We start from the raw sequence: 24,629 nt of genomic DNA, 5'->3' as shown, positions 1-24,629 counted from the left end.
AGACTCTGTGACATGCGAAAGCATATCGTGCAAACGCTGACCGGCGGGGACCACGTGAAACGCACGCATGGCCTCGGAAACCTTTTCTCGATTTGCCGTCACCGTCGAACCATGTTCCCCGAGCGAATCGAGACGGACCGCCTCCTGTTGGAGGCCATCTCCCACGAGAACGTGGACGTGTTCGAACTGTATCGGCACGTCGGCCACGACGCGCCGGACATCGACGAGATTACTGAATATCTGTCGTGGAACCCACACGCCACCCCGAGGGAGACGAAGGAGTTCATCGACAGCGCGGAGGAAAGCCGCTCCGAAGCGAACGGTGCGGAGTACCTCATCACGCCCGAGGAGGGCGAGAACGGCGCGGGCGAAATCGCCGGGACCACCGGCTTGCACGTCGACTGGGAGAAACGGACCGGGACCCTCGGCCTGTGGCTTCGAAAGCCGTTCTGGGGCCGCGGCTACTCCGGCGAGCGCGCCAGCGCGTTGCTGAAACTCGCTTTCGACCGCCTCGATTTGGAACTCGTCGCCGTCGAACATCTCGTGGGCAACGAGAAATCCCGGCGTGCCATCGAGAAGTACGTCGAAGACCACGGCGGACAGCACGACGGCATCCTCCGGAACTGGCACCCGATTGGCGACGAGGTGCGCGACTCCCACCGGTTCACCGTCTCGCGTGAACAGTGGGAGGAAAGTCGTGCGGGTGAGACGACGTGACGAACCCCTTCCCCGAGCGAATCGAGACGGAGCGGTTGGTGCTCGAACAACTCCGTCCCGAGAACGTCACGGCCCGCGAACTGCACGACCCGTTCTCGGGTCCCGAAGCGGAGGAGGCGTTCGAGCACGTTCCGCAGTCTCCCTATCGGTCGTTGAAAAAACCATACGACAGGATTCGAAACGCCGACGAACGCTGGCGGGATGGGAGCGCCGCCCAGTACGCGATTCGGCCGAGAAGCGGGGAACCCGACGCCGGTGAACTGGCGGGGGAGGCGTCACTCTTCCCTGAATGGGAGAAGCGAAGCGCCCGTCTCGGCCTCATCCTCGCAAAGCAGTTTTGGGGACGCGGCTACTCCGGCGAGCGCGCCGGCGCGTTGCTGGAACTGGCGTTCGACCGTCTCGATTTGGAACTCGTCACGGTCGGTCACAACACGGGCAACGAGAAGTCCCGACGCGCCATCGAGAAGTACGTCGAAACGTACGGCGGACAGCACGATTGCCTGCTCCGAAATCGGGTTCCGATGGACGCCGAAATAGCCGACGTGCATCGCTACACCATCACGAGAGAGCAGTATCGGGAGGCGGTCGATTCGTGACCGACGGGTTCGACGTTCACGCCGTTCGCCACCGCCTGAAGTTGAAGACGGATGCCGGACACAGTTCCCTGTTCGAAAACCGCGACGCCGTCGCCTGTCCGGCGTGCGACGAACCGTTCGCGGAGGTGTTCGCCACCGAGAAACGCGCCCACAGCTTTCAGCCGACCGGTTCGATGCGCTTCTGCGTCGTCCGCGAGGACGGCCGAACGCTGCTGTTCACCCACGACTAACGCGATTTCCGCCGTTTCGCCCGTCGCCGTTCCTGCCCTTCGACGTCCCGTCGTTCACAAGCTATAACCGCTGGATTTTCGAACTCGACTGCATGCCGGGCGCATGTATCACCAACGGTGAGCGGGTCACGCTCAGAACGGTCGAGGAGGAGGACGTTCCGTTCGTCCAACGCGCGTTGGCGAACCGGGAGATTCGCCATCCGATGGGCAATCCGGTTATGAATCGACGGCAACTCGCGGACCATCTCGAAGAGGACGGTGCCGACCGGTTTTTGGTTTGTTTGGAGGACGAGTGGGAACGGGACGGCACCGACGCGAACGCCGAAACGGCCGCTACCGGGGACGACGGACGCGACGTGACCCGAATCGGGCAGGTGAACGTGACCGACGCCGACTACAAACGCCCCGAATTGGGCTACTGGTTGGTTCCGACGGTTCACGGCGAGGGCTACGGCACGGAATCCGTCTCGCTCGCCATCGACTACGCGTTTCGGACGTACGACGCCCCGGCGGTGGGCGCGGAGGCGTACGACTTCAACGACGCTTCCCGCGGCCTGCTCGAATCGCTCGGCTTCACCGAGGAAGGCCGACGCCGAAAGTACATGTTCGTCGACGGCGCACACCGCGACATGGTGCAGTACGGCCTCCTCCGCGAGGAGTGGCGCGAGGGGAAGCCCGAGTCGGAGAGGGGGAGAGCGTGAATCGAAGTGGGAGACGAATTACAGTTTTTTCGCGACCATCTCTCCCCAGTGTTCGAAGCCGTGACGGTCGTAGAAGGCACCGGCGCGGTCGTTTTCGCGGTCGACGTCGAGGACGAGGCGGTCGAGCGGAAGCGTCTGATCGTCCGCGAACGAGACGGCGGCGTCCATCAACTCGTCGGCGATGCCCGTCCCGCGATGGGGCGGCCGGACGTAAATCTCGTTCAGGATGGCGGCGTCCCAGATGAACGCGAACGCCTCGGGCAGGACGAAGACGTATCCCACTAACTCGTCGCCCGCATCGGCGACGATGACGCACCGCTCGTCCTCGCCGACGCACCGGTTCACCCAGTCGAGATATCGCTCGCGGTAGTCCTCGGTCAGTTTATTTTCGTACACCGCTTCCTTGTCGTTGCCGCCGGTACCCGCGCCGAGACCGAGTTCGAACGCGCGTTTCAGTTTCCAGAACTCCTCGACATCGCTTTCCTCGTAGGGTCGAATCTCCATACGTTCCGTCGGCGCGACGGGGGCTTACTTGTTACGTGAGTCCCAGACCCGAAAGCCGAAGATTCCGAAACTCATCGCGCCGAGGAGCAGTTGTCGCCCGCTCCGGACGATGGGGAACACGCGCTCTTCGTTCCGCGGGTCTGGACCCTGTGCGAGGTCGAATCCGGTGTCGTAGTGGGTCGTATGGGTCGTTCCTCGGCTCTTCGGTTCGAGGAACGTCTGGACGAGTCCGTGCTTGTTCGAGACGCTGATCTTCCCCGAAACGCTATAGAACTGGTCGTGAATCGGATAGAACACGTTCACGCCGTTCTTCACGAGGTCGAGGCCGATTCCTGCGACGACGAACGCGACGAGGCTCACCCACGCCACGCGAACGCCGTACGCGCCCCACCGCCCACCGATTCGATTCTTCCCGAACAGGTCCGCGAGAAGCAAGATACCGACGACCGTCGGCAGGAGGAAGTTGTGAAAGACGGCTCTGTGTCCACCCTCTATCCAGAGGCCGAGCAGCGTGTCGAGGTCCGGGAACGCGGCGGCGGCGAGTACCACGAGCCCCGCCCGCGTGTCGAAGTGTTCCGCGAGGAGCGACGTGGCGAGCAACGCCCCCACCGCGACGTGTACCACCGTCGATGGCATCGGACGATGGACGACAGCATGCAAGAAAGTAGTTTGGTGGATTCTTTCACCGTAGGCTCGGCGTACTTTCCGATGGCAACTGCTGTCGGACTGCTCTCTATCGGCACTCGGCTTTCTTCGATGAGAATCGCCCCATACCGTCATTACCGAACCGACAAGACTGCCCATCGTGCCTTTCCCTCTCGACGTTCTCCTCTCTCGCCACTTTTTTTCGACACCCGTCGAAGGTCGGTTTCGATACGCTTTTCGGAGACTCTCCCACATCGGAAGGCATGACAGATGCGCGCCGGACGCTCGCCGAGCAAATCGCGGGCGAAATCACGCTGAGCGACGACCCCGGAGCGACGCTCCGCAAATGGCGCACCGACTTCGACGTGTCCCAGACGGCACTCGCAGACCACCTCGACGTCTCCTCGTCGGTCATCTCCGATTACGAGAGCGGTCGCCGCGAGAACCCGGGAATCGGCGTCGTTCGTCGGACGGTCACGGCGCTCCTCGACATCGACGAACAGCGCGGCGGCGACCGAATCCGGCAGTACGCCCGCGTCCTCTCGGCGGGGTTCGACAGCAGCATCGTCAACGACCTGCGCGAGTATCCGACGAGCGTCCCGCTCTCGGAGTTTTACGACGCCATCGACGCAACGGAACTCGCGCAAGGCACCTCGGCGGGCATCACCGGACACACCGTCATCGACAGCATCGAGGCGATTTCCCGCCTCTCCAGCGAGGAGTTCTATCGACTCTTCGGCCAGAGCACGAACCGTGCGCTCGTCTTCACGAACGTCACGCGGGGGGAATCACCCCTAGTCGCGATGCGCGTCGTCACCCCGACACCGAACGCCGTCGTCCTCCACGGCATCGACCCGGACGAACTCTGGGAGTACGCGCCGAAGATGGCCCAACTGGACGGCTTTTCGCTCGCGGTGACGGACTGCGAGAAGGAGACCATGTTGGACGCCATGCGTGAACTCGCGCCGTGATCTCCTGCACTCGCCGTAATCTCTTTTACTCATCCCCAAATTCTGACTGTGACGACTTGCTGATAACTTAAAGGATGGCGTGGTGAAGGGCAGGGTTGAATCATCTTTGATGTGTCTACATTACTTAATGAGTACGAATGAATCACGCGAGGGGGTCGAGATGGGATTCTCTACGTGCCCGTGGTGTGCCGAAAACATCTCCCATCCGACCGATTGCGTCCAAGTCGCGCCGCCCGACTGCCGTCCACCCGAACACCGGCCGACGGCCAACCGCTGGTTCCTCCACACCGACTGCGCCGCCGAGTGGCGGGAGTTCGTCACCCACCTCCGAACGCTCGCGGGGCGCGGGGCGTTTCGGACGCTCGTCGAGGGGCCGCTCTCCGGCGACGTCAACGAGATGCTCGAATGGGAGATGCCCGACACGAGCTAAAATATATTTTAGCTAACACTTTTCCGCTCTCACCCCCTTCCTTTCTCCATGTCCGATACGATAGTCAAGACAGGGACGACGACGGTTGCGCTGACGACCGAGGAAGGAGTTCTCCTCGGCACGGACCGCCGGGCCAGCCTCGGTGGCCGCTTCGTCACGAACAAGAACACTCAAAAAATTCAACAAATTCACCCGACGGCCGCGCTAACGATGGCCGGTGGCGTCGGCGACCTGCAAGCGTTCATCCGTACGCTCCGTGCGGAAGCCTCCCTGTACGAAACGCGCCGGGACACGCCCATCGACATGGCCGCGCTCTCGACGCTCGCCGGGAATCTGCTTCGCAACGGTCCCTACCGCGCCGGACAACCAACGCTCGGCGGCGTCGATGCGACCGGCCCGCACGTCTACGACCTCGACCCCGCGGGCGGCGTCATGGAGGCCGAGTACGTGGCCAGTGGAAGCGGGATGCAACTGGCCTACGGCGTCCTCGAACGCGAGTACGAATCCGGCCTCCCCATCGGCGACGCCCGCCGCGTCGCGGCCGACGCTATCGAGAGCGCCACCCAGCGCGATACCGCCAGCGGGAACGGCATGACGATAGCGACCGTCACCGCGGACGGCGTCGAAATCCACGCGTACGACGAGTACACGGAGGTGGCGGCATGAACGGACAGCAACAGCAGGCCTACGACCGCGGGACGAACATCTTCTCGCCCGACGGCAGACTGTATCAGGTCGAGTACGCCCGCGAAGCGGTCCGCCGCGGCAGCGTCAGCGTCGGCGTCCGCGCTCGGGACGGCGTCGTCTTGGCCGCGAGAAAGCACGTCCGCTCGCCCCTCCTCGAAGCCGAGGGCATCGAGAAACTCCACAAGATAGACGACCACATCGGCGTCGCCAGCGCGGGTCACGTCGCCGACGCCCGCCGCCTCGTGGACTTCGGCCGTCGGCGAGCACAGACCGACCGCCTGCGTTACGGCGAACCGATCGGTGTGGACCCGTTCACCAAGGCCGTCACGGACCACGTCCAGGAGTTCACCCAGCAGGGCGGTGCACGCCCGTTCGGTGCGGCGCTGTTGGTGGGTGGCGTCGAACCGCGTTCGACGGAGCAAGCGAGCAGGACCATCCCGCGAGATGGCGTCGACCCCGCCATCGCCGACGAAGACCCGCAACCGCGCCTCTTCGAAACCGACCCCTCGGGAACGCCGCACGAGTGGCGGGCGACGGCTATCGGCGCGAACGACGACACGGTTCGGGAGTATCTCGAAGCGAACTACGACCCGCAGAGTTCGGTTCAATCCGGGGTCGAACTCGCCCTCTCGGCGCTCGCGGCGGCCGAAGACGGCCCGCTCGCGCCCGAGGAGGTGTCGATTGCGACGATTGCGCCGACGTACCAGACGCTCGACGTGGATAGTCGCAGGGATACCCTCGAATCGTTGGACTTGCTGGACGAACAGGCGTCGTAAAACGCGTTTCCTTACGAAGCCGTCTGTCCCGTCTCGCGCACCGTCACGACCTCCAGATTTTCCGCGACGAACAGCGCGAGGACGTCGCCGTCGAGTTCCGTCGAAACCCGCACGCACCACGGGTCTTCCGAGACGACCGCTTCGCGCCACTCGTCGCCGACGTTCCAGACGGGACGGTCCCGGATGTCGATTCCGTGGCGATGGTAGAACGAGATGACCGCCGGATGCTCCAGCACCGCGAGCGTCACTGGCGAGCGAAGCCGACAGCCACAGCGCTCGCAGTCGAACCGGACCTGCGGGCGACGGTGGCGGTCGGCGTTTTCCGTCGTTTCCGCCACTTCCTCGCCGCCTTCGTCGCCCTCGTCGGCGTCGTGATACCCGACGTGGGCGTTCGCCGGGGCGCTACACTCCGGGCAGACGCCGTCGGCCATCAGCGAGAGGCGGTGTCGGTGATGGCGGTCGAACGCCGGGAGAAGCCCCTCCGGGTCGTGTGCGCGATGACCTCCCGGCGGAAACGGTAGCGTGAGCGTCGGCCGTTCGCACGCCCGGCATTCCACCACGACGTAGTTGTCCTCGCCGTGGGCCTCCATTCGCTCTTTCCCGCAGAACGGACACGGGTCGTCCACCGCGATGGGATCGAAATCGACGCTGTCGGTGTACGTCCCGGCGCGAATCGCCCGCGCGATTTCCCGCCCGGCGTAGGTCAGGGTGTATCCGCGATCCGTCTTCCGAACGAAGTGGTCGGTCAACTGCCGCAGGTGATACGAAAAGCCCGCCGTGTTGTCCGCCGACGTCGCCTCGAACAACTCCGAGAAGGCGAGCGTCTCCTCGCCCTCCGCCTCGGCGTCCAGCAATGCGCGAAGCGCGGCCATTCGGACTTCGTTCCCGAGAACTGCAAACGCGTCCGTCGGGTCGTCGTCCCCTTCGGGTTCGATTCCGATGGTTTCGGGCAGTTCGTCCCCCGTCTGTGTCGGCTCTGTTTCGGTCATTTCGATGAATGCCGTCGGCGTGAATTCGGCGTCGAGCGCGTGTTCCTTGGTCACACGGACGGGCGCGACTCGGATAAGTCGTTTGCTCCCGGAAGGAAATCGAAAAATAAGACGGGACGGAAACAGTGTTTCGGCGGCTTACTCGACGTATTCGTACACTCGTTCGTCCATCTCGCCGCGACCGGTGAACACGAACTCGTTTTCGGGGTCCGTGAAGTCGTCGAGTTCGACGCGCTTGTCGTGGTTGTGCCGGTCGTGAACCTGCTCGTACTCGTCGTAGGTCAGGTCGTGACGGTTCCGAATCTGCTCGTCGATAGTGAGCTGTGCGATTTCCTCCTCCCAGCCCTCTTGGACGGTTTCGGCGTGGATTTCGGCCTGTGCGCCGCTGCCGTAGGATCCGACGAGGAGCTTCTTGCCGACCATCTCCATGTCGTTTTCGGCGGCATACTGGAGCGCCGAGGCGCGGGCGATGTGGACCGACCCGGTGTACCAGTTCCCGACCTCGCGCGAGATGCGGAGCGTGGGTTCGATGGTGTTCGCGTACCACTCCCGATACTGATCGGTCGCCTTGAGGTCGTCCATGTACGCGCTGATGGCCTCCTCGAACTCCTCTCGGTCGTCGTAATCCTGCTCGCGCGGTTGGCGGCCGATTTCGGCGGCGAGTTCCTCCTCGATGTCCGTGTCCCGAATCGTGTGACGGAAGGCGAACAACCCGGCCTTGCGGACCATTCCCGGGAAGGGCGTGTGGTACGGGCCGAAGACGTAATCGTCGGGGTGGGTCTCCCCGCCGGCGCGCTCGAAGTCCTCCAGCGCCTCGCGCATGCGAGCGAGGTAGACCTGCATGGAGCGCTTGCCGTCCACGCTGGGGAACTGCTGGTTGGGCTTCAAGAAGTCCGTCTCGTCGGCGCTGCCGTACCCCTGCTCGGTCGAGAGTTCGAGGAGGGACGGGTCCTCGCTGATGAGCATCGCCACGGCACCGGCACCCTGCGTCGCCTCGCCGGGGTCTCCGCGGGCGTACAGCGCGGTATCGGTGGCGACGACGAGCGCGGAGCGGCCGCGGTTGCGGCCCGCCTTGATCCAGTTGTAGGCGTCGTCCAGACTCTGCGTTCCGGCGATGCAGGCGAACTTGCGCTCGCCCTTGTTCGCGTGGTGGAAGTCGCCGTCGTACACCTGTTCGAGGCATCCGGCGATGTACGTCGAAACGGGCTTCGAGTTGTCGAATGCGCTTTCGGTCGCCACGTCGATGCGACCGATGTCGTCCGGCGTCAGTCCCTTGCGCTGCATCAACCGATTGGCCGCGTTCGCGCCCATCGTGACGATGTCCTCGTACGCGTCGGGGAACGAACTGGCGTTCAGCCCCAATCCCTTCGTGTAGTACGCCGGGTCCTTGTCCTTTACCGGTGCGACCGTTTCAGGGAGGTCGAGCTTCAGCTTTCCCGTCCAGATTTCGATTGCGTCGATACCGACGGCTGTCATTCTTGCCATCACGTTGTCTAACGTGCTATAAGTGTTTGTCGATGAAAGTATCGACGGTCGTCGAAACTCCTCGCGTCCGAATCAGGGGTCCGTCCCGTCTCCGGTGTCGTAAACCCGCTGTTCGTCCACGAGAGCGCCCGATTCGTCGTACACGCGGACGATTATTTCGAAGCTGTTGCCGTGGTCCGCGTACTCGTCGAGTTGAACCGTCCCGCTCGGCGTGGTGCGCGTGTGATTCTCACGGCTCAGGTCCGCCGTCTGGTCGTTGAACTCGACCTCGACGCTTCCGAACGTTCCGTCCGGGTCGGAGACGTCGTACTCTACTTCGAACGAGGAGTTGTACGGCGAACTCCGGTCGTCCACGGCGACGTTCGTCAGCGTCGGACTCGAATCGTTCCGGAGTTTTTCGTTTCCGGCCGGTTCGACGCCATCGGAGTCGTCGGAAACGGACACCTCGTCGACTTTCACGCCGGACGTGTCGTAGATCCTGAAGATGATCTCGTACTCGTCACCGTCGGCACCGCCCAGGGAATAGAACACCCGTCCGCGCGGGTCGTTCGACGACTTGGTCTGGGTCGCCCAGTCGTGGTCGATGTTCCGGAACTCGATTTCGATGTGGCCGAACGTACTCCGATTCGTCACGTTGTACGAGGCTTGATACACCCCACCATCTTCGTTGTCACTTTCGTCGGTTATCCACCGTCCGGCGAGCGCCGGACTCGACTCTCCACCGAGCGAACCGCTCCCGTCCGGATCGGTGCTGTCGGCTTGGTCTACCACCGACGCCGAGTGGAGGACGCTTCCGTTCGTTGCGACCACCTGTATCGTGATGTTGTACGTGTCGCCCTGACCGTATCCGGCGTCGTATCGGATGATTCCCCGCGCGGTGTCGTTCGTTACGTTGGTTTGTGTCAACGCCGGTTCGTCGAGGTTCGTGAAGTTGACCCGCATGTAATCGAACGACGACCCGGCGTTGGACACGTCGTACGATACCTCGTAGTGAACCCTGTTTTCGCTGATGTCCGTGTTGTCCGTCACGACGTAACTGAGGTTCGTGGGGCCGCCACCGCCACTACCGTTGTTCGATGAATTGGGCGGTTTCATCAGTCGTATGGTGGCGCTGTCAACATCGTCGCCGCTCGCGGCGTACACCGTTATCGTTCCGTTCCGTTCGTTCCCGACCTGAAGTGTAGCCTCGTCGTTTCCATCGAGCGTGGTCCCGTCGTTCGCCGTAATCGTCGCCAGCGTCGAGTTGTTCACGGCGTAATCGACCGTCGCCGACGTAACCGGCCCGTCGTCCGCCGTCACGGAAACCGGGAGCGAAACCGTCGTTCCCTCGCTTACGTTCACACAGGCGTGGTATCCGTTACAGTCCGAAACGCCGCTTCCGTCGAACTCGTCGGGTCGCCACTCGACGTCGTAGTACGAACCGGATGGCGAGGTAGTTCCCTCGCCCGTGTGAATCTCGAACGACACCTGCTCTCGGCTACTGTCACCGATGGAAAGCGTAACCGTCCCCGTGCCGGACTCGGGGGCGTCGTACTCGAACCCCACACGACCCCGTTCGTCCGTCGTCTCGGTTTCCCCGGTGTCGGTTCGTGTCACGGTGACGCCGCTGACGGGGTTGTTGTACTCGTCACGCACCTCCGCGACGAGCGTCGTCGTTCCGTCGACGCTCGCGTTCTTCGGACTGACGTTCGTGATGTACGTCGCCTCCGTCTCCGTCGTTCCCGACCCCACGCCGACCTTCGCCATTCGAAGGTCGTAGGTGACGTTCGTACCGTTTTCCTGCCCTTTGAGCGTCACCACGACCGAATCGCCTGTGCCGGGGTCGACGCTTCGTATGTACTCCTGTCCCGCGAGGAGGTCCTTCCATTTCTCCGCGTCGAGCGTCGTCGGGACTCGAATCACCGGGTCGCTCCCGTTCGTTCGCACGGCGATCGTGCGCGTCTCGGTCGATGGACTCAGCGCGCGCGGGTCGATGCTTATCGCACCGGACCGTGACCGCGAGAGAGTTCCGGCGAGCGTGACGAGTGTAATCCGTTTCCCCTGAATCAGTTGCTGGTCGGTCAGCGTCGCGTTGCCGTCCCGTCCGCGATTGTAGACGACGGAGTTCTCGTACACCGTGTCGGGCGCGTTGCCGTACTGGTCGTAGTTGGGCGCGTAGACGAGCGCTCGCGTCGAAAACGAGTGCCTACTTTCATCGAAATACTCCTTCGTCTCCGGGTCGATGGCGGTGAGGTTTTCGACGCTGAGGGTTCCGAGTTCGGTCGTTCGAAGCGTCCCGGACGCGGGCGGCGGATTGACGAAGAGGACGTGTCCCGGATACTGCGTTCCGAGCGTTACGGACGTCGATTGGCTCGTTCCGGTCGCACCCGTTCGAAGGACGGCGTTGCGCACGTCTTGCATCTGACCCTGCACCCGCTCGTTGTGTCGAAACTCGACCCCCTCGTTTTGGCTCGGGATGGCAGTCGCCTGATACAGCGACATGGCGACGACGAGCGTGGCGAACAGGAGGACCGTTCCCACCTGTACGGTCACGCCGCGCTCGTCGGACCGGAACGTCATGGATGGGACAGATACGGGAAAAGGATAAAAAACCTGTTACTCTTTCACTCGTCGTCTTCCTCGACGAGTTCCGGGTCGCTCATCGCGCTCTGAAGGCTGTCCAGACCGTTCGCCCACTCCGTAACGAGGCCGTACTCCATCTCCTCCATCACTGATATGTCGAGTTCGTCGCCGGCGAAGACGCGGGTTCCGCCCGCCGCGACGAGACCGAGCGCCGAGTCCAAATCCTCGGCCGATTCGGCTTTCTCCGCTTCGCGGATGTACTCCTCCACGGGTGCCTCATCGGCGGGTCCGTGTGCGACGTACTCCTCCGCGGCGTAGAACACGCACAGGAGGCTCGTCTGGACGCCGTCGATGAGCATCGCCTTCTCCTCGTCCTCGAAATCGACCTCGCCGAGGACGGTCTCGCGAATGTCGGTGAGTTCAGAGAGGGCCGTTTCCTCGTCGATGTCCTCGTCGTCGTACGCGGTGACGATTTTTGCGACGGCAATGGCCACGTCGTCCTGCAGGTTGAGCAGGAGACGCGCGGAATCCTCGTTCTCCGGGTCGACGTCCTCGTCCTTTATTCTGTCCAGCCAGTTCTGCCAGCGTTCTTCGGAGTAAAACTCCTCTGGAGGAGCGCTCATACCTCTTCCCTGCGTAGCACGATTCATAAATCCTCCGAGGCGGCCCCAGGAGCGCGAGGCGGTTTGAAACGACAGAAAAGCTGATAGAACGATGAAACCGAAACACCCTCGATCAGAAATATCGGACGTTTCGGGACGAACGGGACGAGGTTCGGGTCGCGTCCCGTTTCCGTTGAAATGTCAGGGGAACCGATGCTTCGCTGGTAAAAGTCGCCTCAGTCGGAAAGCGTCGCTTCGGTATTAACTCCGTACACGAGTTCGGGTGTGGAAACGTGTGCGGTCCGAATCGCTTCGTCGTACCCGCGTTCCTGCATCCACGAAACGCGTCGTGGCACCGTTTTCGGCCCCATCACCGCGCCGGGCCGGTCGGGGTCGTCGACGAAGTCCGTCTCCATCAGGAACGGGTCTCCGCGCTCGGCGGCGCGTTCGAGACGGTCCTTGTCGCTCATCACGCTCGGCGTCACGCCCGCCAGTTCGCCGCCAGCGTAGTGTTTGACGACGCGTTCGGGTGCCAACCCGGCCGCCCGTGCCCACTCCGCCACTTCGGTTAGGTCCTCCGTCGCCTCGGTGTGCAGTTGGACGGCGCATCCGGTTTCCGCGCCGAGTTCCAGCGCGCGTCGAAGGACCGCGTTCGACGCGTCCCAGACCTCGTCGGTCACGTCGTAGTGTGGCCGTCCGGACTTCAGGGCGAGGGCACGCCCGTCCGCGACGTATTCGGCCGCCACTTCGAGTCCGGCCCGCATCAAGTCACGCGCGTCCGCGGCCGAGAAACCCCGGTCGTCCACGAGTTTCGAGACGAGTCCGGGGTGGACGCCGAGGACCGGCCACGCGCGTCCCGATAGGATTTCGTTCGCGCGCGACACGACCTCGACCGTCGTGTCGAAGACGGTTCGGAAATCGTCGCCCGACTCCGCCTCGACGCCGAGCAGCCACGAGGGCTTGTTCACGACGAGGAGGTGCGTGCCGCCGCTCCGCGCGAAATCTTTGACCGCTTCGAGACCGCGGCCGTGGTCGGGGTCCAAATGAAGGTGGTCGTCGAGTACCGGCGTCCCGAGGTCGTTCATACGCCTACGTTGGGCTCCACGGAAAAAACGCCCGTGGTTCGCCCCTCGTCGGTCGTCTACTCGTCCTGCTCCGCTTCTTCGTCCTCGATGACGAACGCCTCGTGGGCCGCGTTCTGGAGCGCATCGGACCGCCCGTACTCGCCGGGCGCGATGGCGACCGTTCGGATGCCGTTTCGCGCCGCCTTTTCGAGGACGGGCTTAAAATCCGTGTCACGCGATGCGATGGCGAGAACGTCCACGCGCTCGTCGAGCGCGAGTTCCGTCGCATCGATGGCGAGTTTCACGTCGACGTCGCCGCTCGTGATGACGACCTCGAACCCGCGCGCTTCCGCCGCCTGAATCAGTCCCGGCGTCGCGTGTTCGTCCAGATAGAGACGGGTCGTCGCGAGTTGGCCGAGCTGCCGTCCGGCGGTTCGAACGTCGTCCAAATCGACGTCGAAGTCGTCCCGAAGGACGTTCGGACCGTCGACGAAAAGCGCCACCGTTCGGTCGTGTTCGTCGTCGTCTTCCTCGTGGAGAGACCGCAAGCCGCCGCTCATGCACCGAGCTAAACGACAGCGGGACATAGCGGTGGCGATTCGCCCTCGCGTTCGCCGTTTCGACCCGTCCGGAGTTATTTCCGTATCATATAACCGGGTCGTATAATTAGTTCGAATGAATTTCACATTTATTTATTAATCCTCAAGAGAAGATTTCACAATGGACAATGGATAAAATTTAAATATGTATGATATTTTTGTCAACTCGACGCATGGCAGACGACAACACATCGCGATTCGACAGACGTACATTCCTCAAAACAACCGGTGCGATCGGTGCGACGGCAGCCCTCAGCGGCGTGACGGTGGCGACGCCGGGTCGTAGTCCGGGACCGAAAGAAGACGAGATTCTGGTCGGCGTCTCGGCCGGTTACGGTGACATCGAACAGGCCGTCACGCAGAGCGCACCGATGGACGTCAACGTCGTTCACAAGAACGAACACCTGCGCTACGTTGCGGTGAAACTCTCGAGCGCGATGCCCGACTCCGCTCGACAGAGCTTCATGGACGCCATCGAACAGCGTGACGGCATCAAATACGCGGAGGAGAACGCGACGCACGAGTCGCTTCTCACCCCGAACGACCCCAAATTCGGCCAGCAGTACGCGCCGCAGATGGTCCACTCCGACGACGCGTGGGACACGACCCTCGGCAGTTCGGACGTCACCGTCGCCGTCATCGACACGGGTGCCCAGTACGACCATCCGGACTTGGCGGCCAACTACAAATCCAATCCCGGCAGGGACTTCGCCGACGACGACAGCGACCCGTACCCGGACGCGCCGCAGGACGAGTACCACGCGACGCACGTCTCCGGCATCGCCGCCGGCGTCATCGACAACGGGACCGGCGTCGCCGGACAGGGTAACTCCTCGCTCATCAACGGCCGTGCGCTCGACGAGGACGGCAGCGGTTCTACGTCCGACATCGCGGATGCCATCCGCTGGGCCGCGGACCAGGGTGCCGACGTCATCAACATGTCCCTCGGCGGCGGTGGCTACACGAGCACGATGAAGAACGCGGTTACCTACGCGTCCAACAACGGCGTCTTCATCGCCGCGGCGGCGGGGAACAACGGGTCGAGCAGCGTCTCGTATCCGGCGGGATACAGCGAATGTCTCGCCGTCTCAGCCATCGACTCGAACGGCAATCTCGCTTCCTTCTCCCAGTACGGTAGCAAGGTCGAACTCTGTGCGCCCGGCGTGGACATCCTCTCGACGACCACCGAGGCGCGCGGTTCCTACGAGAAACTCTCCGGTACCTCGATGGCGACGCCCGTCGTCGCCGGCGTCGCCGGTCTGACGCTCTCCCAGTGGGACCTCACCAACTCGGAGCTTCGAAGCCACCTCAAGAACACGGCCGTCGATGTGGGCCTCTCCTCGAACAAGCAGGGCAGTGGCCGCGTCGACTCCTACAACGCCGTCACCACCCAGCCCGGTAGCGGCGGTGGCGATGGCGGCGACGGTGGCGACGGCGGAAGCGGTTCCACGTCCGATTCGGTTAGTGGCTCGCTATCGAGCTACGCCGACTACGCCGACTACTCGTGGTCGTGGGAGTACAGCAACCCGAGTCAAATCGTCGTGGAACTCGACGGCCCGAGCGGTGCCGACTTCGACCTCTATCTCAACACGGGTGCGACGAGCGCCGCGAGCCCGAGCAACTACGACTATTCGTCCACCAGCACGAACAGCCAAGAGACGGTCACCATCGACAGTCCCGACACCTCGACGGATCTCCAAATCGACGTCGATTCCTACAGCGGGTCGGGCAGCTACACCGTGACCATCACGGAATTCCAGTAACCTCCTTCGATTGGTCCCTTCTCCCGTCGCTTCCCCGTGAGTGGAAACGCCGGCCGGTGACAGTCGGCCATCCGGCCACCGCCCGCCGCCAACGGCGACTTCGAATGCGAATCCTTCCCGTGATTCTACCACGCGGTTTATCCGTTGTTACGACAAATCGTCGTCCATGGCTGCGCCGACTGGAATCACTGCCGGACTCATCAACCTCCTCGATGTCTTCATCATCGCGGCGAGCGTTGGTATCTTCGTCGCCAAGGTCGGACGATTCCCGTACACGATCGCCCTCCTCCTCGCGGGTCTCGCCGTCTCGATACTGGGTCTCAACATCGACATCACGCTCACACACGACCTCATCCTCCTCGTCCTCCTTCCGCCGTTACTGTTCGAGGGCGCGGCGACCACCGACCTCGATAGCTTCCGCGAGAACCTCGTCCCGATACTCGTACTCGCCGTTCCCGGACTCATCGTCTCGATTCTCGTCCTCGGGGTGCTGGGTCACTACGCGTTCGGTTATCCGCTCCTGCTCGCCACGCTGTTCGCCGCGATGATCCTCCCCACCGACCCCGTGTCGGTGCTGGCGCTGTTCGAGGAACTGGGCGCACCCGAACGACTGTCGGTGCTGGTCGAAGGGGAGAGCCTGCTCAACGACGGCGTCGGCGTCGTCGTCTTCTCCGCGCTGTTCCTTCTGGTGAAGGACTCGATAGAGAACAACACCGAACTCTCGGAACTCATCACGCCGAAGGTCCTCGTCAATACGGGACTTGAGATCATCGTCGCCAGCCTCGGCGGCCTGATAGTCGGCCTCGCCGCCGGCTACCTCATCTATCGCGTCATGATCAATCTGGACGAGCACATGACCGAAATCGTTCTCACGCTCATCCTCGCCTACGGCAGTTTCCTGCTCGCGGAACACTACCTCCACGTCAGCGGCGTCATCGCCACCGTCACTGCGGGACTGCTCATCGGTAACCGCGGCGCGGAGTACGCCATGAGTCCCCAGACGAAGATTTCGGTGTTCAACACGTGGGATACCGCCGCGTTCCTCGTCAACACCCTCATCTTCGTCCTCATCGGCGCGAAGACGCCCATTCACCAGATGGTGAACAACTGGCAACTCATCGCGATCGCCATCGTTCTCACTATCTTCGTCCGCGCCGTCACCGTCTATCCCTTCACCGCTGCGGTCAATCGATTCGGTCGGCGCGACATTCCGTTCTCCTACCAGCACGTGATGATCTGGGGCGGCCTGCACGCCTCGATTCCCATCGCGCTCGTGCTTGGACTTCCAAGCGACTTCCCGCACATCGGTGAACTCCGCTCGATGGTGTTCGGCGTCGCGGCGTTCAGCCTCGTCGTCCAAGGACTGACGATGAGCAACCTCCTCGACCGCCTCGGAATCATCACACGGACGGAGACGGAGGAACTGTACGAACTCCTCCTCGGGCGCGCACGGGCGGTCGATTCCGCCCTCGACGCCGCGGAGCGCCTACACAACCGCGGTGACCTTCCGGGCGACGTGTACGACGACTTCCGCGGCGAGTACGAAAACGAAAAGGACGACCTGAACACCACCATCTCCCGCCTGCTCCGGGAGAATCCCGGACTCCGCCGCGAGGAACTCCTCGTCGGCGAGCGCCGCGTCCTCAAACAGGAAAAGAGCGCCATCATGGACGCCATGCACTCGGGCGTCATCAGCGACGACATCGGCGAACGACTGCTCCAAGAGGTGGACCTCAAACTCGACCGGGTCGACACCGGCCAAAGCACCGTCCGCGACGACCCCGACAACGAAGCCTACGAGGAGTTCTGGCGCGCCCGCGCGTCCGAATACGGCCTCGATTCAACCCCCAGCAACGACTGACGCGACGGACGAAACGGCGGGAATCGGCGGGAACCGGCGGAAATCGGCGGAGGGCTACTCCGTGACGTACATTTCGCCGATCATCCCTGCGCTCTCGTACGGCGCGCTGTGGAATTTGTAGAACCCCGGAACGTCGAAGGTGTGGCCGTACTCGTACCCCTCGTCGTAGAGATCGCTCGACCCACCGGGCGTTCCCCGCCAGTTCGCGCCGTCGGGTTGCTCGTCGACGACGAGATTGTTGCCGTCCGACTTCCAGACGAAGGCGACTTCGGTTCCAACGGGGACGGCGAGCGGACGGTCCGTACCGGGCGCGAATTCGAGGTACCCCTCGGGACCGACTTCGACCGGAAGGTCGGCTTTCGTCGCGTGGTTTTCCGGCGGTTCCGCGTCGGCGTCCTTCGATTCGGCGACCGTGACCGTTCCGGTCGCCCCCGCCGCCTTGTGCGGGGCGCAGTAGTACTCGTACCTGCCCAGTACGTCGAAGGTATGTGCGTAGCGATATCCGTCGTCGTACAGCTTCGATACTTTACCGGGCGTCCCCTGCCAGTTCGCGCCCTCGGGTTGGTCGTCCACGTAGATGTTGTGGGTGTCCGAGTCCCACACCCACTCCACAGTCGTTCCGGGAAGGACCGTGACGTCTCGGGGTTCGAACCCGAGGTTTCCGTTCCTGCCGACGGTCACGGTGATATTCGCTTCGGAACCGTCGCCGTTCGAATCGGGTTGGCCGAGCGCGAGACAGCCGCCGAAGGGGGTTCCGAGTGCCAACGCGCCGGTCGCTTTCAGCATCGTCCGTCTGTCGTGATTTGGGGTCATGCGAAAATACAGGGTTACCTACACGTCCGCGGCAAAAAATACCGGTATCCGATTCCCAGTTGTTGAAAATCGAATATTTTCCTTTCCTCCCTCTCCTCTCTTCTCTTCTCCTACTTCTCCCCAGACGACCCGAACGTTCAAGTAGCGAAACGGGACCACTCCGGGACGGCCGACAACGTGAATCCACCAGTCGGTCCGCTACCCATGAACTGCCAAAACTGTGGACACTCCGATTCGTTCGTCTTGCTTCTCGACGTCGCCGCTCGTGTTACGAACACCGACGCGACGCCGTGCGACTGGTCGTTCTGTGTCCAATGTCCGGCCTGTGAGAGTACCGACGTCGACGGCGACCCGACGCGACTGTTCGACCGACTTCAGGACTCGACGATGTCGTCGTAAACCGCGTCGTTGGCGGGCGTCGTCTCGTCCGTCCACGTCACCAGCGTCGCCCCGGACCCCTCGGCCGTCTCGGCCAATCGCCGTTCGAGCGCGCCGACGCGAATCGGATGGAGACAATCGACCAAATGTGGGTGTTGGCGAAACCAAACGGCGTCGAACACCCCATCGGAGAGCATCCGTGCCACGTAGTCGGTGGCGTCCAACAGCGTTCGCGTGTCGAATCGTCGTCGTTCTCGCCCGTCCTCCTTCGGCGTCGTGACGTACACGGGAAGATTCGGAGTATCCCCTCGGTACGTCGCGACGAATCCCGCATCGAACGCGACGACGGTATCGAGTGGTTCGATCGGTGACTTCCACCCACGGACGAGGACACACCTCGCCTCCCTGTCGTGTATCCGACGGACACGGCGTTGTGTCATTATAGTCATATGTGACTATTTAGTCGAAATAGCTACAAATCCATAACGGTACCGATTACTTGGGGGGATGTAGATGACGTCCGAACAGATACTCGGCACGACGACCGTAACACAACGCTGGCGAATCAGCCTCATCAAGGCGGTTCGAGAGGAGTTCGAAGAGGCGGGCGAGGAAGTGAAAGAGGGCGACCGACTCGTGTTCAAGAAGCGGGACGGGCAAATCGTCGTCGAACCGGCGTGAGAAGGCAGGAGACAACGGTCTCGAATCGACCCCGGCAGTCGCGGGGGAGAAAACAAAACATTACTTACTACGCTTCGAGGGTTCGGGTATGCCCCTTCGGAAACCGCCGTTGCGCGACCGACACGACGAGCGGGGCGCGACGTTCACCGAGTTCGGCGGCTGGGATATGCCGGTCGAATTCGATTCGATAAAGCAAGAACACGAGAGCGTCCGGCACTCCGTCGGCATCTTCGACGTCTCCCACATGGGGGAAATAGAGGTCAGCGGACCCGATGCCGAGCGTCTCATGCAACGATTGACGACCAACGACGTGACCCAGTTGTCGCCCGGTGACTCCCAGTACGCGATGATAACCGACGAGGACGGCATCATCATGGACGACACCGTTCTCTACCGACTGCCGGAGGACGACGGCGCGGAGTTCCTGTTCATCCCCAACGCCGGCCACGACGAGATGATGCACGACCGCTGGAAGCGGTTCCGTAGCGAGTGGGATCTGGACGCGGAAATCCGCAACGCGACGGACGACTACGCGATGTACGCGGTCCAAGGCCCCGACGCGGCCGATGCGGTAAACGAGGCCGCGGACGAGTCGCTCGCCGACCTCTCGAAGTTCGAAGCGGAGTACGCGAACGTCGCGGGCGTTCGGTGCTGGGTTGCCCGCACCGGTTACACGGGCGAAGACGGATACGAACTCATCCTGCCGTCGGACGAGGCCGAAACCGTCTGGGACGCCTTCGACTGTCAGCCCTGCGGGCTCGGCGCGCGCGACACGCTCCGAACCGAGATGGGCTATCTACTCTCGGGGCAGGATTTCGACTACGAAGACGACCCGCGGAACCCCTACGAGGCCAAAGTAGGTTTCACGGTGAAACTCGATACGGAGTTCGTGGGCCGTGATGCGCTCGAACAGGCGAAAGAGGAGGGCGTCGGGGAGACGTTCGTCGGATTCCGACTCGTGGACAGGGGCGTTCCACGACACGGCTACGACATCACGAGTACCGAAGACACCATCATCGGGACGGTCACGAGCGGGACGATGAGTCCGACGCTCGGCGAACCCATCGGTCTGGGATACGTTCCGACGGACTACGCGGACCCCGGAACCGTCATCCGCGTGATGGTGCGCGGACAGTCGAAAAAGGCAAAGGTTGAGAGCACGCCGTTTCTGAAAGACAAATAATGAGCTTCGAAGTACCAGAAAACCGCAAGTATCTTGAATCGCACGAATGGGTGGAAGTAAACGACGGAACCGGGAAAATCGGCATCACCGATTTCGCACAGGACGAACTGGGCGACGTCGTGTTCGTCGAACTTCCCTCCGAAGGTGACGAACTAGAACAGGAAGGCGACCTCGGCGTCGTCGAGAGCATCAAAGCGGTTTCGGACCTCTACTCGCCCGTTTCCGGAACCGTCACGGCCGTCAACGACGAGTTGGAGAGCACCCCGGAACTCGTCAACGAGGACCCGTTCGGCGACGGATGGATGCTCGAAGTCGAACTCGACGACGAGGGCGAACTGGACGACCTCCTCTCCGCGGACGAGTACCGCGAGCAGATAGAGTAACGCTCTCCGACCGAGTCACTCGCTTTTTCGCCCGACGTCACGACGATAGCCGAGCGACGGCGGACGGTCGGACGTCGTCGTTGCCCGGCGATAGAATCCGAATGACTGACCGGGAAGATTCCCCCTTCGTTTGCGTTTCCGTGCATACTTTACCGCCTCTCACGGCGACGACAGTACGAATGTATACATAACTGTGCAACTCGCGCGGTCGCTTTCCTCGCATATTAAAAGGGTGCGCTCCCTAGCCGGAATCAATGACCGGAGGCAACGCGAGTACGGGAAGTCCGTACGCACCGCACACGGCCGAGGAGACGGCGGCGATGCTCGATGCTGTCGGTGTCGGGAGCGTCGAAGACCTCTTCGACATCCCCGAGTCGGTTCGCTTCGACGGCGAATTCGGCATCGAAACACGCACTGAGCAGGCGACCCGCCGCGAGTTGCAGCGAACACTGGGCGAGAACCGCAGTCTGACGGAGTTTCTGGGACGCGGCCACTATAGCCACTACGTCCCCTCGCTGGTCGACCACCTCGCCGACAGGTCGGAGTTTTTGACCTCGTACACCCAGTACCAACCCGAGGTCACGCAGGGATTCCTACAGGCGCTGTTCGAGTACCAGTCGATGCTGGTCGAGTTGACCGGCCTCGAAATCGCCAACGCCTCGATGTACGACCACGCGACGGCGCTGGCAGAATCGGCACTCCTCGCCGCACGCGTGCGAAAGACCAGCGGCAACCGCGTTCTCGTTCCCGATTCGCTCCTCCCCGAACGTCGGAGCGTCCTCGAAAACTACACCGACGGGCCGGGGCTCGTCGTGGACGAGTACGCGATGGACGACGGGAACGTGGACCTCGACTCGCTGGCCGAGGCGACGGACGAGGAGACGGTCCTCGTCTACGCCGAAAACCCGACGACGCGCGGGACCATCGAGGAGAATCTCACGGATATCGGTGCCCTCGCGCACGACCACGATGCGCTGTTCTGTCTCGGCACCGACCCCGTCGCGCTCGCGCTGTTGCAGGAACCCGCCGCGGTGGGGGCCGACGTGGTCGTCGGCGACGCCGCGACGCTCGGCCTGCCGACGAGTTACGGGATGGGACTCGGCCTGTTCGCCACCCGCGAGGAGTTCGTCCGGCAGGTTCCGGGGCGGCTCGTCGGCGTCAGTGAAGAAAGCGTTGCGCCGACGGCGCAACGGGGCGAAGGCGGCGACGCCGCCGAAGCGCGCGGCAACCGCGCCTACACCCTCACCCTCCAGACGCGCGAACAGCACATCCGCCGGGAGCGTGCCACCTCGAACATCTGCACGAATCAGGCGTGGGTCGCCCTCCGAACCGCGATGCACATCGCGTATCTCGGGTCGTCCGGGTTGGTCGAGTTGGCCGAGAAATGCGTCACGCTGGCCGACGACCTCGCCGAGCGACTCGACGACATCAGCGGCGTGCAAGCGCCGGTGAACGACCGCCATCACTTCCGCGAGTTCGTCGCCCGCACCGACCAACCCGCGCCGCCCATCGTCGCCGACTTGGAGGAACGCGGCTTCGCGGTCCACGAGGTCGGTGAACACGAGGTACAGGTCTGTGTGACCGACGTGAACGAACACGCCGTCGGCGAGTTCGTCACGCTGTTCGCGGAGGTGGCGAAGTAATGCAATACACGCAAGCGAAGTGGGAACACGACGACGAGGACCTGTACGAACCGCTCCTGTCCGAGAAGGACGGAAAAGAGGTCGAAATCGAGTCGTCGCTCCCCGACGAGTTGACCCGTGATAGCCTCGATCTGCCCGAACTGTCCGAACCCGAGTTGGCCCGTCACTACACCCGACTGAGCCAGATGAACTACGGTATCGACAGCGGCCCGTACCCGCTCGGTTCCTGTACGATGAAGTACAACCCGAAGTTCACCGAGGACGTGGCGGCGCTCCCCGGTGCGAGCGTCCACCCCGACCGTTCCGAGGGGAGCGTCCAGGGAACCCTCGAACTCCTGTACGGCTTGCAGGACTTCCTCGGCCGAATCGGCGGAATGGACGCGGTTAGCCTCCAACCCCCCGCGGGAGCGGCGGGCGAGTTCACCGGAATCCTCGTCGCGAAGGCCTTCCACGAGGCGAACGGCCAAGGCGACCAACGCACCGAAATCATCGTCCCCGACAGCGCCCACGGAACCAACCCCGCCAGCGCGGCGCTCGGCGGGTACGACGTGGTCGAACTTCCCAGCGCGGACGACGGCCGCGTCGATATCGAGGCGCTCGAAGCGGCGACCGGCGACAGCACGGCGCTGTTCATGCTCACCAACCCGAACACGCTCGGCCTGTTCGAGCGCGACATCGAGCAAATCGCGGAAATCGTCCACGGTGCGGGCGGCCTGCTCTACTACGACGGCGCGAACCTGAACGCCCTCCTCGGCCGCGCCCGACCCGGCGACATGGGCTTCGACATCATGCACTACAACGTCCACAAGACGTTCGCCACGCCGCACGGGGGCGGCGGTCCCGGTGCCGGTCCCATCGGCGTCGGCGAGAAACTGGCCGAGTTCCTGCCCGCCCCGCGGGTCGAAAAGACGAACGGAACGTACGAGCGCTTCGACCCCGAACGCACCATCGGCAAGGTTCACGGCTTCACGGGCAACTGGCTCGTGTTGATCAAGGCCTACGCCTACATCGCGCGATTGGGTGACAACGGATTGAGCGACGCCAGCGCGAAAGCCGTTCTCAACGCGAACTACCTCGCCTCCCAAATCGACTACGAGGTCCCGTTCTCGCCGTTCCACCACGAGTTCGTCGCCAGCGCGGGCGACCAAGATGCGGCCGACGTGGCGAAACGGATGCTCGACTACGGCGTCCACCCACCGACGACGAAGTGGCCCGAGATCGTTTCCGAGGCCCTGATGACCGAACCGACGGAAATCGAGAATCGAAAGACGTTGGACGAACTCGCCGACGCGTTCAACGCCGTCATCGAGGAGGACGACGAGACGCTGGAGTCCGCACCGCAGAAGACCACCGCGAGGCGCATCGACCAAGCGAGCGCGGCACGGAACCTGCGGCTTTCGTGGCACGCGCTGGACGACTAATCGAACGGTTCACATCACAAACCGTATCTTTCGTTTCCTCCTCTGCTGACAGGTGAAACGAATCCTGAAACCACTCTGTCTCGTCCTCTTCTTGCTTCTCGCGGGATGTAACGGTTCGATGTTCGATTCGGCAACGACGACGACGTCGACCCACTCTACTCCCGGTCGAACTACCACGGACACCGCGATAGGAGTATCTAGCACCACTCAATCTAGCACCACCCAAACTACGACGACACTTCAGTCGGAAGCCTGTGCCGTCACGAACGAAACGAAGGAAGGTGCCCTCATCGACATTCGGCCGACGATGCACGGTAGCGACCGGGAAGTCATCATTTCGATACAGTGGCGTTCGGATGCGAACGTCTCGAAACTTGCGGTGACGTTGGACGGGGACCGACTGTTCGACGTGCAGTCATCGGTATTGGCGGGGAGAACGTGAGCGGTTTCGGACGACCCGTGGGAACCGCTCCGCTCGTCGGGCGACTGCACGTCGAACTCCACGACAACGGAACGCGGGTCGCACGGTACGACGCGTCCGTCGTCTATGAGCGGTAACGAACCCTTTTTCGGACATCCACGGAATTTCCGGTCATCGGAGATGGTTTCGGGAGCGTCACGGCGACTGTCGCCCCGACAGCCTTCGTCACGTATCTCGTCGTACCGAAAGCCGTCACCTTCCACAACCTCGGAGTATAGATTTGATGCGCGCCTATCTTTCAGCGTGGTGTTCGCTGACTCATCTCTTTCGAGACCGAGGTTGTGTTCTTTCTTGACAGCATCAGGACAGGTATGGTTATCGTGATGAAAACATCGGCGGCACTGTCTAGTTAAGCTCCTCCTCGACAGGTGTTCGGTTTTCAAGCGATTGATGCGGTCGCTGATGGTTATAGTAATGCACAAACTGCTCAAGCCACCGCTGAACGCTCGGCCGACTGCCCACCC

The 24,629-nt window shown here is 62.7% G+C and carries 28 protein-coding genes; 17 read left to right on the top strand and 11 right to left on the bottom strand.

The features are described from left to right. The first annotated feature begins 111 nt into the window (after positions 1-111). The 4 genes from LJF34_RS11175 to LJF34_RS11160 all read left to right on the top strand — a co-directional run bounded on the left by LJF34_RS11175 (position 112) and on the right by LJF34_RS11160 (position 2,244). Positions 112-717 carry a GNAT family protein gene (locus tag LJF34_RS11175; RefSeq protein WP_231185093.1) on the top strand — a complete coding sequence of 202 codons (606 nt, stop codon included), beginning with the start codon at positions 112-114 and terminating at the stop codon, positions 715-717. After that, a complete protein-coding gene (locus tag LJF34_RS11170; protein WP_231185092.1) occupies positions 714-1,313 on the top strand; it encodes a GNAT family protein in 600 nt (199 codons plus the stop codon). The genes LJF34_RS11175 and LJF34_RS11170 overlap by 4 nt, the downstream gene beginning before the upstream one ends. After that, on the top strand, positions 1,310-1,543 hold the full coding sequence (locus LJF34_RS11165; protein WP_231185091.1) for a flagella cluster protein: 234 nt from the start codon (positions 1,310-1,312) through the stop codon (positions 1,541-1,543). Before LJF34_RS11170 ends, LJF34_RS11165 begins: the two co-directional genes overlap by 4 nt. A 92-nt stretch (positions 1,544-1,635) precedes the next feature. After that, on the top strand, positions 1,636-2,244 hold the full coding sequence (locus LJF34_RS11160) for a GNAT family protein (protein ID WP_231185090.1): 609 nt from the start codon (positions 1,636-1,638) through the stop codon (positions 2,242-2,244). Positions 2,245-2,262: 18 nt separating this feature from the next. On the opposite strand, the gene LJF34_RS11155 is transcribed toward LJF34_RS11160, so the two are convergent. Both LJF34_RS11155 and LJF34_RS11150 read right to left on the bottom strand, forming a co-directional pair. After that, the gene (locus LJF34_RS11155; protein ID WP_231185089.1) at positions 2,263-2,748 is read right to left on the bottom strand and encodes a GNAT family N-acetyltransferase; all 486 of its coding nucleotides are present in this window, start codon (positions 2,746-2,748) and stop codon (positions 2,263-2,265) included. Positions 2,749-2,772: 24 nt separating this feature from the next. Next, positions 2,773-3,384: a metal-dependent hydrolase gene (locus LJF34_RS11150; protein WP_231185088.1), complete on the bottom strand. Its 612-nt coding sequence runs from the start codon at positions 3,382-3,384 to the stop codon at positions 2,773-2,775. Positions 3,385-3,656: 272 nt separating this feature from the next. Here LJF34_RS11150 and LJF34_RS11145 point away from each other — a divergent pair, with 272 nt between their 5' ends. The 4 genes from LJF34_RS11145 to LJF34_RS11130 all read left to right on the top strand — a co-directional run bounded on the left by LJF34_RS11145 (position 3,657) and on the right by LJF34_RS11130 (position 6,257). After that, entirely contained in the window at positions 3,657-4,364 is a 708-nt protein-coding gene (locus tag LJF34_RS11145; protein WP_231185087.1) for a helix-turn-helix domain-containing protein, read from the top strand. Positions 4,365-4,491: 127 nt separating this feature from the next. Further along, positions 4,492-4,794 carry a hypothetical protein gene (locus LJF34_RS11140; protein WP_231185086.1) on the top strand — a complete coding sequence of 101 codons (303 nt, stop codon included), beginning with the start codon at positions 4,492-4,494 and terminating at the stop codon, positions 4,792-4,794. A 48-nt stretch (positions 4,795-4,842) separates the two neighbouring features. Further along, positions 4,843-5,460 (top strand): proteasome subunit beta, encoded by a 618-nt coding sequence (locus LJF34_RS11135; RefSeq protein WP_231185085.1) that lies wholly within the window; start codon positions 4,843-4,845, stop codon positions 5,458-5,460. Continuing rightward, on the top strand, positions 5,457-6,257 hold the full coding sequence (locus LJF34_RS11130) for an archaeal proteasome endopeptidase complex subunit alpha (protein WP_231185084.1): 801 nt from the start codon (positions 5,457-5,459) through the stop codon (positions 6,255-6,257). Before LJF34_RS11135 ends, LJF34_RS11130 begins: the two co-directional genes overlap by 4 nt. Before the next feature lie 11 nt (positions 6,258-6,268). Here the strand turns inward: LJF34_RS11130 and LJF34_RS11125 are convergent, their stop codons facing one another. The 6 genes from LJF34_RS11125 to LJF34_RS11100 all read right to left on the bottom strand — a co-directional run bounded on the left by LJF34_RS11125 (position 6,269) and on the right by LJF34_RS11100 (position 13,519). Then, positions 6,269-7,300, bottom strand: a complete 1,032-nt coding sequence (locus LJF34_RS11125; RefSeq protein ID WP_231185083.1) for a helix-turn-helix domain-containing protein — start codon at positions 7,298-7,300, stop codon at positions 6,269-6,271. A gap of 84 nt (positions 7,301-7,384) precedes the next feature. Further along, on the bottom strand, positions 7,385-8,722 hold the full coding sequence (gene hmgB / locus LJF34_RS11120) for a hydroxymethylglutaryl-CoA synthase (RefSeq protein WP_231186314.1): 1,338 nt from the start codon (positions 8,720-8,722) through the stop codon (positions 7,385-7,387). 81 nt (positions 8,723-8,803) lie between these two features. Next, complete coding sequence (locus LJF34_RS11115; RefSeq protein WP_231185082.1) at positions 8,804-11,290, bottom strand: hypothetical protein; 2,487 nt, start codon at positions 11,288-11,290, stop codon at positions 8,804-8,806. Positions 11,291-11,334: 44 nt separating this feature from the next. Beyond that, positions 11,335-11,916 (bottom strand): DUF2150 family protein, encoded by a 582-nt coding sequence (locus LJF34_RS11110; RefSeq protein WP_231185081.1) that lies wholly within the window; start codon positions 11,914-11,916, stop codon positions 11,335-11,337. A gap of 215 nt (positions 11,917-12,131) precedes the next feature. Further along, positions 12,132-12,980, bottom strand: a complete 849-nt coding sequence (locus LJF34_RS11105) for a TatD family hydrolase (RefSeq protein WP_231185080.1) — start codon at positions 12,978-12,980, stop codon at positions 12,132-12,134. A 56-nt stretch (positions 12,981-13,036) separates the two neighbouring features. Further along, a complete protein-coding gene (locus LJF34_RS11100) occupies positions 13,037-13,519 on the bottom strand; it encodes an NYN domain-containing protein (protein WP_231185079.1) in 483 nt (160 codons plus the stop codon). Positions 13,520-13,731: 212 nt separating this feature from the next. On the opposite strand from LJF34_RS11100, the gene LJF34_RS11095 reads away from it, so the two are divergent. Both LJF34_RS11095 and LJF34_RS11090 read left to right on the top strand, forming a co-directional pair. Further along, complete coding sequence (locus tag LJF34_RS11095; RefSeq protein WP_231185078.1) at positions 13,732-15,321, top strand: S8 family serine peptidase; 1,590 nt, start codon at positions 13,732-13,734, stop codon at positions 15,319-15,321. A gap of 166 nt (positions 15,322-15,487) precedes the next feature. Then, positions 15,488-17,182: a Na+/H+ antiporter gene (locus tag LJF34_RS11090; RefSeq protein WP_231185077.1), complete on the top strand. Its 1,695-nt coding sequence runs from the start codon at positions 15,488-15,490 to the stop codon at positions 17,180-17,182. Positions 17,183-17,236: 54 nt separating this feature from the next. On the opposite strand, the gene LJF34_RS11085 is transcribed toward LJF34_RS11090, so the two are convergent. Then, positions 17,237-17,995 carry a plastocyanin/azurin family copper-binding protein gene (locus LJF34_RS11085; protein ID WP_231185076.1) on the bottom strand — a complete coding sequence of 253 codons (759 nt, stop codon included), beginning with the start codon at positions 17,993-17,995 and terminating at the stop codon, positions 17,237-17,239. Between the two features lie 204 nt (positions 17,996-18,199). Between LJF34_RS11085 and LJF34_RS11080 the strand changes: the two genes are divergently transcribed. After that, complete coding sequence (locus LJF34_RS11080) at positions 18,200-18,394, top strand: hypothetical protein (RefSeq protein WP_231185075.1); 195 nt, start codon at positions 18,200-18,202, stop codon at positions 18,392-18,394. Here LJF34_RS11080 and LJF34_RS11075 read toward each other — a convergent pair. Continuing rightward, positions 18,370-18,813 carry a hypothetical protein gene (locus tag LJF34_RS11075; RefSeq protein WP_231185074.1) on the bottom strand — a complete coding sequence of 148 codons (444 nt, stop codon included), beginning with the start codon at positions 18,811-18,813 and terminating at the stop codon, positions 18,370-18,372. The genes LJF34_RS11080 and LJF34_RS11075 overlap by 25 nt on opposite strands. 73 nt (positions 18,814-18,886) lie before the next feature. Here LJF34_RS11075 and LJF34_RS11070 point away from each other — a divergent pair, with 73 nt between their 5' ends. The 6 genes from LJF34_RS11070 (at position 18,887) to LJF34_RS11045 (ending at position 24,126) form a co-directional block, all read left to right on the top strand. Next, the gene (locus tag LJF34_RS11070) at positions 18,887-19,054 is read left to right on the top strand and encodes a hypothetical protein (RefSeq protein WP_175424197.1); all 168 of its coding nucleotides are present in this window, start codon (positions 18,887-18,889) and stop codon (positions 19,052-19,054) included. Between the two features lie 88 nt (positions 19,055-19,142). Continuing rightward, the gene (gene gcvT, locus LJF34_RS11065; protein ID WP_231185073.1) at positions 19,143-20,237 is read left to right on the top strand and encodes a glycine cleavage system aminomethyltransferase GcvT; all 1,095 of its coding nucleotides are present in this window, start codon (positions 19,143-19,145) and stop codon (positions 20,235-20,237) included. Then, positions 20,237-20,620, top strand: coding sequence for a glycine cleavage system protein GcvH (gene gcvH, locus LJF34_RS11060; RefSeq protein WP_231185072.1), 384 nt, complete (start codon positions 20,237-20,239; stop codon positions 20,618-20,620). Before gcvT ends, gcvH begins: the two co-directional genes overlap by 1 nt. A 254-nt stretch (positions 20,621-20,874) precedes the next feature. Beyond that, positions 20,875-22,263, top strand: coding sequence for an aminomethyl-transferring glycine dehydrogenase subunit GcvPA (gene gcvPA, locus LJF34_RS11055; RefSeq protein ID WP_231185071.1), 1,389 nt, complete (start codon positions 20,875-20,877; stop codon positions 22,261-22,263). Further along, positions 22,263-23,684, top strand: coding sequence for an aminomethyl-transferring glycine dehydrogenase subunit GcvPB (gene gcvPB / locus LJF34_RS11050; RefSeq protein ID WP_231185070.1), 1,422 nt, complete (start codon positions 22,263-22,265; stop codon positions 23,682-23,684). The genes gcvPA and gcvPB overlap by 1 nt, the downstream gene beginning before the upstream one ends. Before the next feature lie 52 nt (positions 23,685-23,736). Continuing rightward, positions 23,737-24,126 (top strand): hypothetical protein, encoded by a 390-nt coding sequence (locus LJF34_RS11045; RefSeq protein WP_231185069.1) that lies wholly within the window; start codon positions 23,737-23,739, stop codon positions 24,124-24,126. Between the two features lie 384 nt (positions 24,127-24,510). Here LJF34_RS11045 and LJF34_RS11040 read toward each other — a convergent pair. Then, positions 24,511-24,629, bottom strand: a 119-nt coding sequence (locus LJF34_RS11040) for an integrase core domain-containing protein (protein ID WP_231186313.1), incomplete at its 5' end; no start/stop codon positions are given.

Source organism: Haladaptatus sp. DYF46 (assembly GCF_021083305.1).
In the GTDB taxonomy this organism is placed as follows: domain Archaea; phylum Halobacteriota; class Halobacteria; order Halobacteriales; family Haladaptataceae; genus Haladaptatus.
The sequence above is the reverse complement of the archived record's forward strand: the minus strand, read 5'-3'. Positions and strand labels throughout refer to the sequence as shown.

Bases quoted from the DNA above. Each gene is read 5' to 3' on its own strand.
- LJF34_RS11070 (WP_175424197.1), top strand. From the start codon at position 18,887: ATGACGTCCGAACAGATACTCGGCACGACGACCGTAACACAACGCTGG.
- gcvPA (WP_231185071.1), top strand. From the start codon at position 20,875: ATGACCGGAGGCAACGCGAGTACGGGAAGTCCGTACGCACCGCACACG.
- LJF34_RS11145 (WP_231185087.1), top strand. From the start codon at position 3,657: ATGACAGATGCGCGCCGGACGCTCGCCGAGCAAATCGCGGGCGAAATC.
- LJF34_RS11110 (WP_231185081.1), bottom strand. From the start codon at position 11,916: ATGAGCGCTCCTCCAGAGGAGTTTTACTCCGAAGAACGCTGGCAGAAC.
- LJF34_RS11130 (WP_231185084.1), top strand. From the start codon at position 5,457: ATGAACGGACAGCAACAGCAGGCCTACGACCGCGGGACGAACATCTTC.
- LJF34_RS11135 (WP_231185085.1), top strand. From the start codon at position 4,843: ATGTCCGATACGATAGTCAAGACAGGGACGACGACGGTTGCGCTGACG.
- LJF34_RS11150 (WP_231185088.1), bottom strand. From the start codon at position 3,384: ATGCCATCGACGGTGGTACACGTCGCGGTGGGGGCGTTGCTCGCCACG.
- LJF34_RS11175 (WP_231185093.1), top strand. From the start codon at position 112: ATGTTCCCCGAGCGAATCGAGACGGACCGCCTCCTGTTGGAGGCCATC.
- LJF34_RS11075 (WP_231185074.1), bottom strand. From the start codon at position 18,813: ATGACACAACGCCGTGTCCGTCGGATACACGACAGGGAGGCGAGGTGT.
- LJF34_RS11085 (WP_231185076.1), bottom strand. From the start codon at position 17,995: ATGACCCCAAATCACGACAGACGGACGATGCTGAAAGCGACCGGCGCG.
- LJF34_RS11140 (WP_231185086.1), top strand. From the start codon at position 4,492: ATGAGTACGAATGAATCACGCGAGGGGGTCGAGATGGGATTCTCTACG.
- LJF34_RS11100 (WP_231185079.1), bottom strand. From the start codon at position 13,519: ATGAGCGGCGGCTTGCGGTCTCTCCACGAGGAAGACGACGACGAACAC.
- LJF34_RS11090 (WP_231185077.1), top strand. From the start codon at position 15,488: ATGGCTGCGCCGACTGGAATCACTGCCGGACTCATCAACCTCCTCGAT.
- gcvPB (WP_231185070.1), top strand. From the start codon at position 22,263: ATGCAATACACGCAAGCGAAGTGGGAACACGACGACGAGGACCTGTAC.
- hmgB (WP_231186314.1), bottom strand. From the start codon at position 8,722: ATGACAGCCGTCGGTATCGACGCAATCGAAATCTGGACGGGAAAGCTG.
- LJF34_RS11105 (WP_231185080.1), bottom strand. From the start codon at position 12,980: ATGAACGACCTCGGGACGCCGGTACTCGACGACCACCTTCATTTGGAC.
- gcvT (WP_231185073.1), top strand. From the start codon at position 19,143: ATGCCCCTTCGGAAACCGCCGTTGCGCGACCGACACGACGAGCGGGGC.
- LJF34_RS11115 (WP_231185082.1), bottom strand. From the start codon at position 11,290: ATGACGTTCCGGTCCGACGAGCGCGGCGTGACCGTACAGGTGGGAACG.
- LJF34_RS11080 (WP_231185075.1), top strand. From the start codon at position 18,200: ATGAACTGCCAAAACTGTGGACACTCCGATTCGTTCGTCTTGCTTCTC.
- gcvH (WP_231185072.1), top strand. From the start codon at position 20,237: ATGAGCTTCGAAGTACCAGAAAACCGCAAGTATCTTGAATCGCACGAA.
- LJF34_RS11095 (WP_231185078.1), top strand. From the start codon at position 13,732: ATGGCAGACGACAACACATCGCGATTCGACAGACGTACATTCCTCAAA.
- LJF34_RS11155 (WP_231185089.1), bottom strand. From the start codon at position 2,748: ATGGAGATTCGACCCTACGAGGAAAGCGATGTCGAGGAGTTCTGGAAA.
- LJF34_RS11160 (WP_231185090.1), top strand. From the start codon at position 1,636: ATGCCGGGCGCATGTATCACCAACGGTGAGCGGGTCACGCTCAGAACG.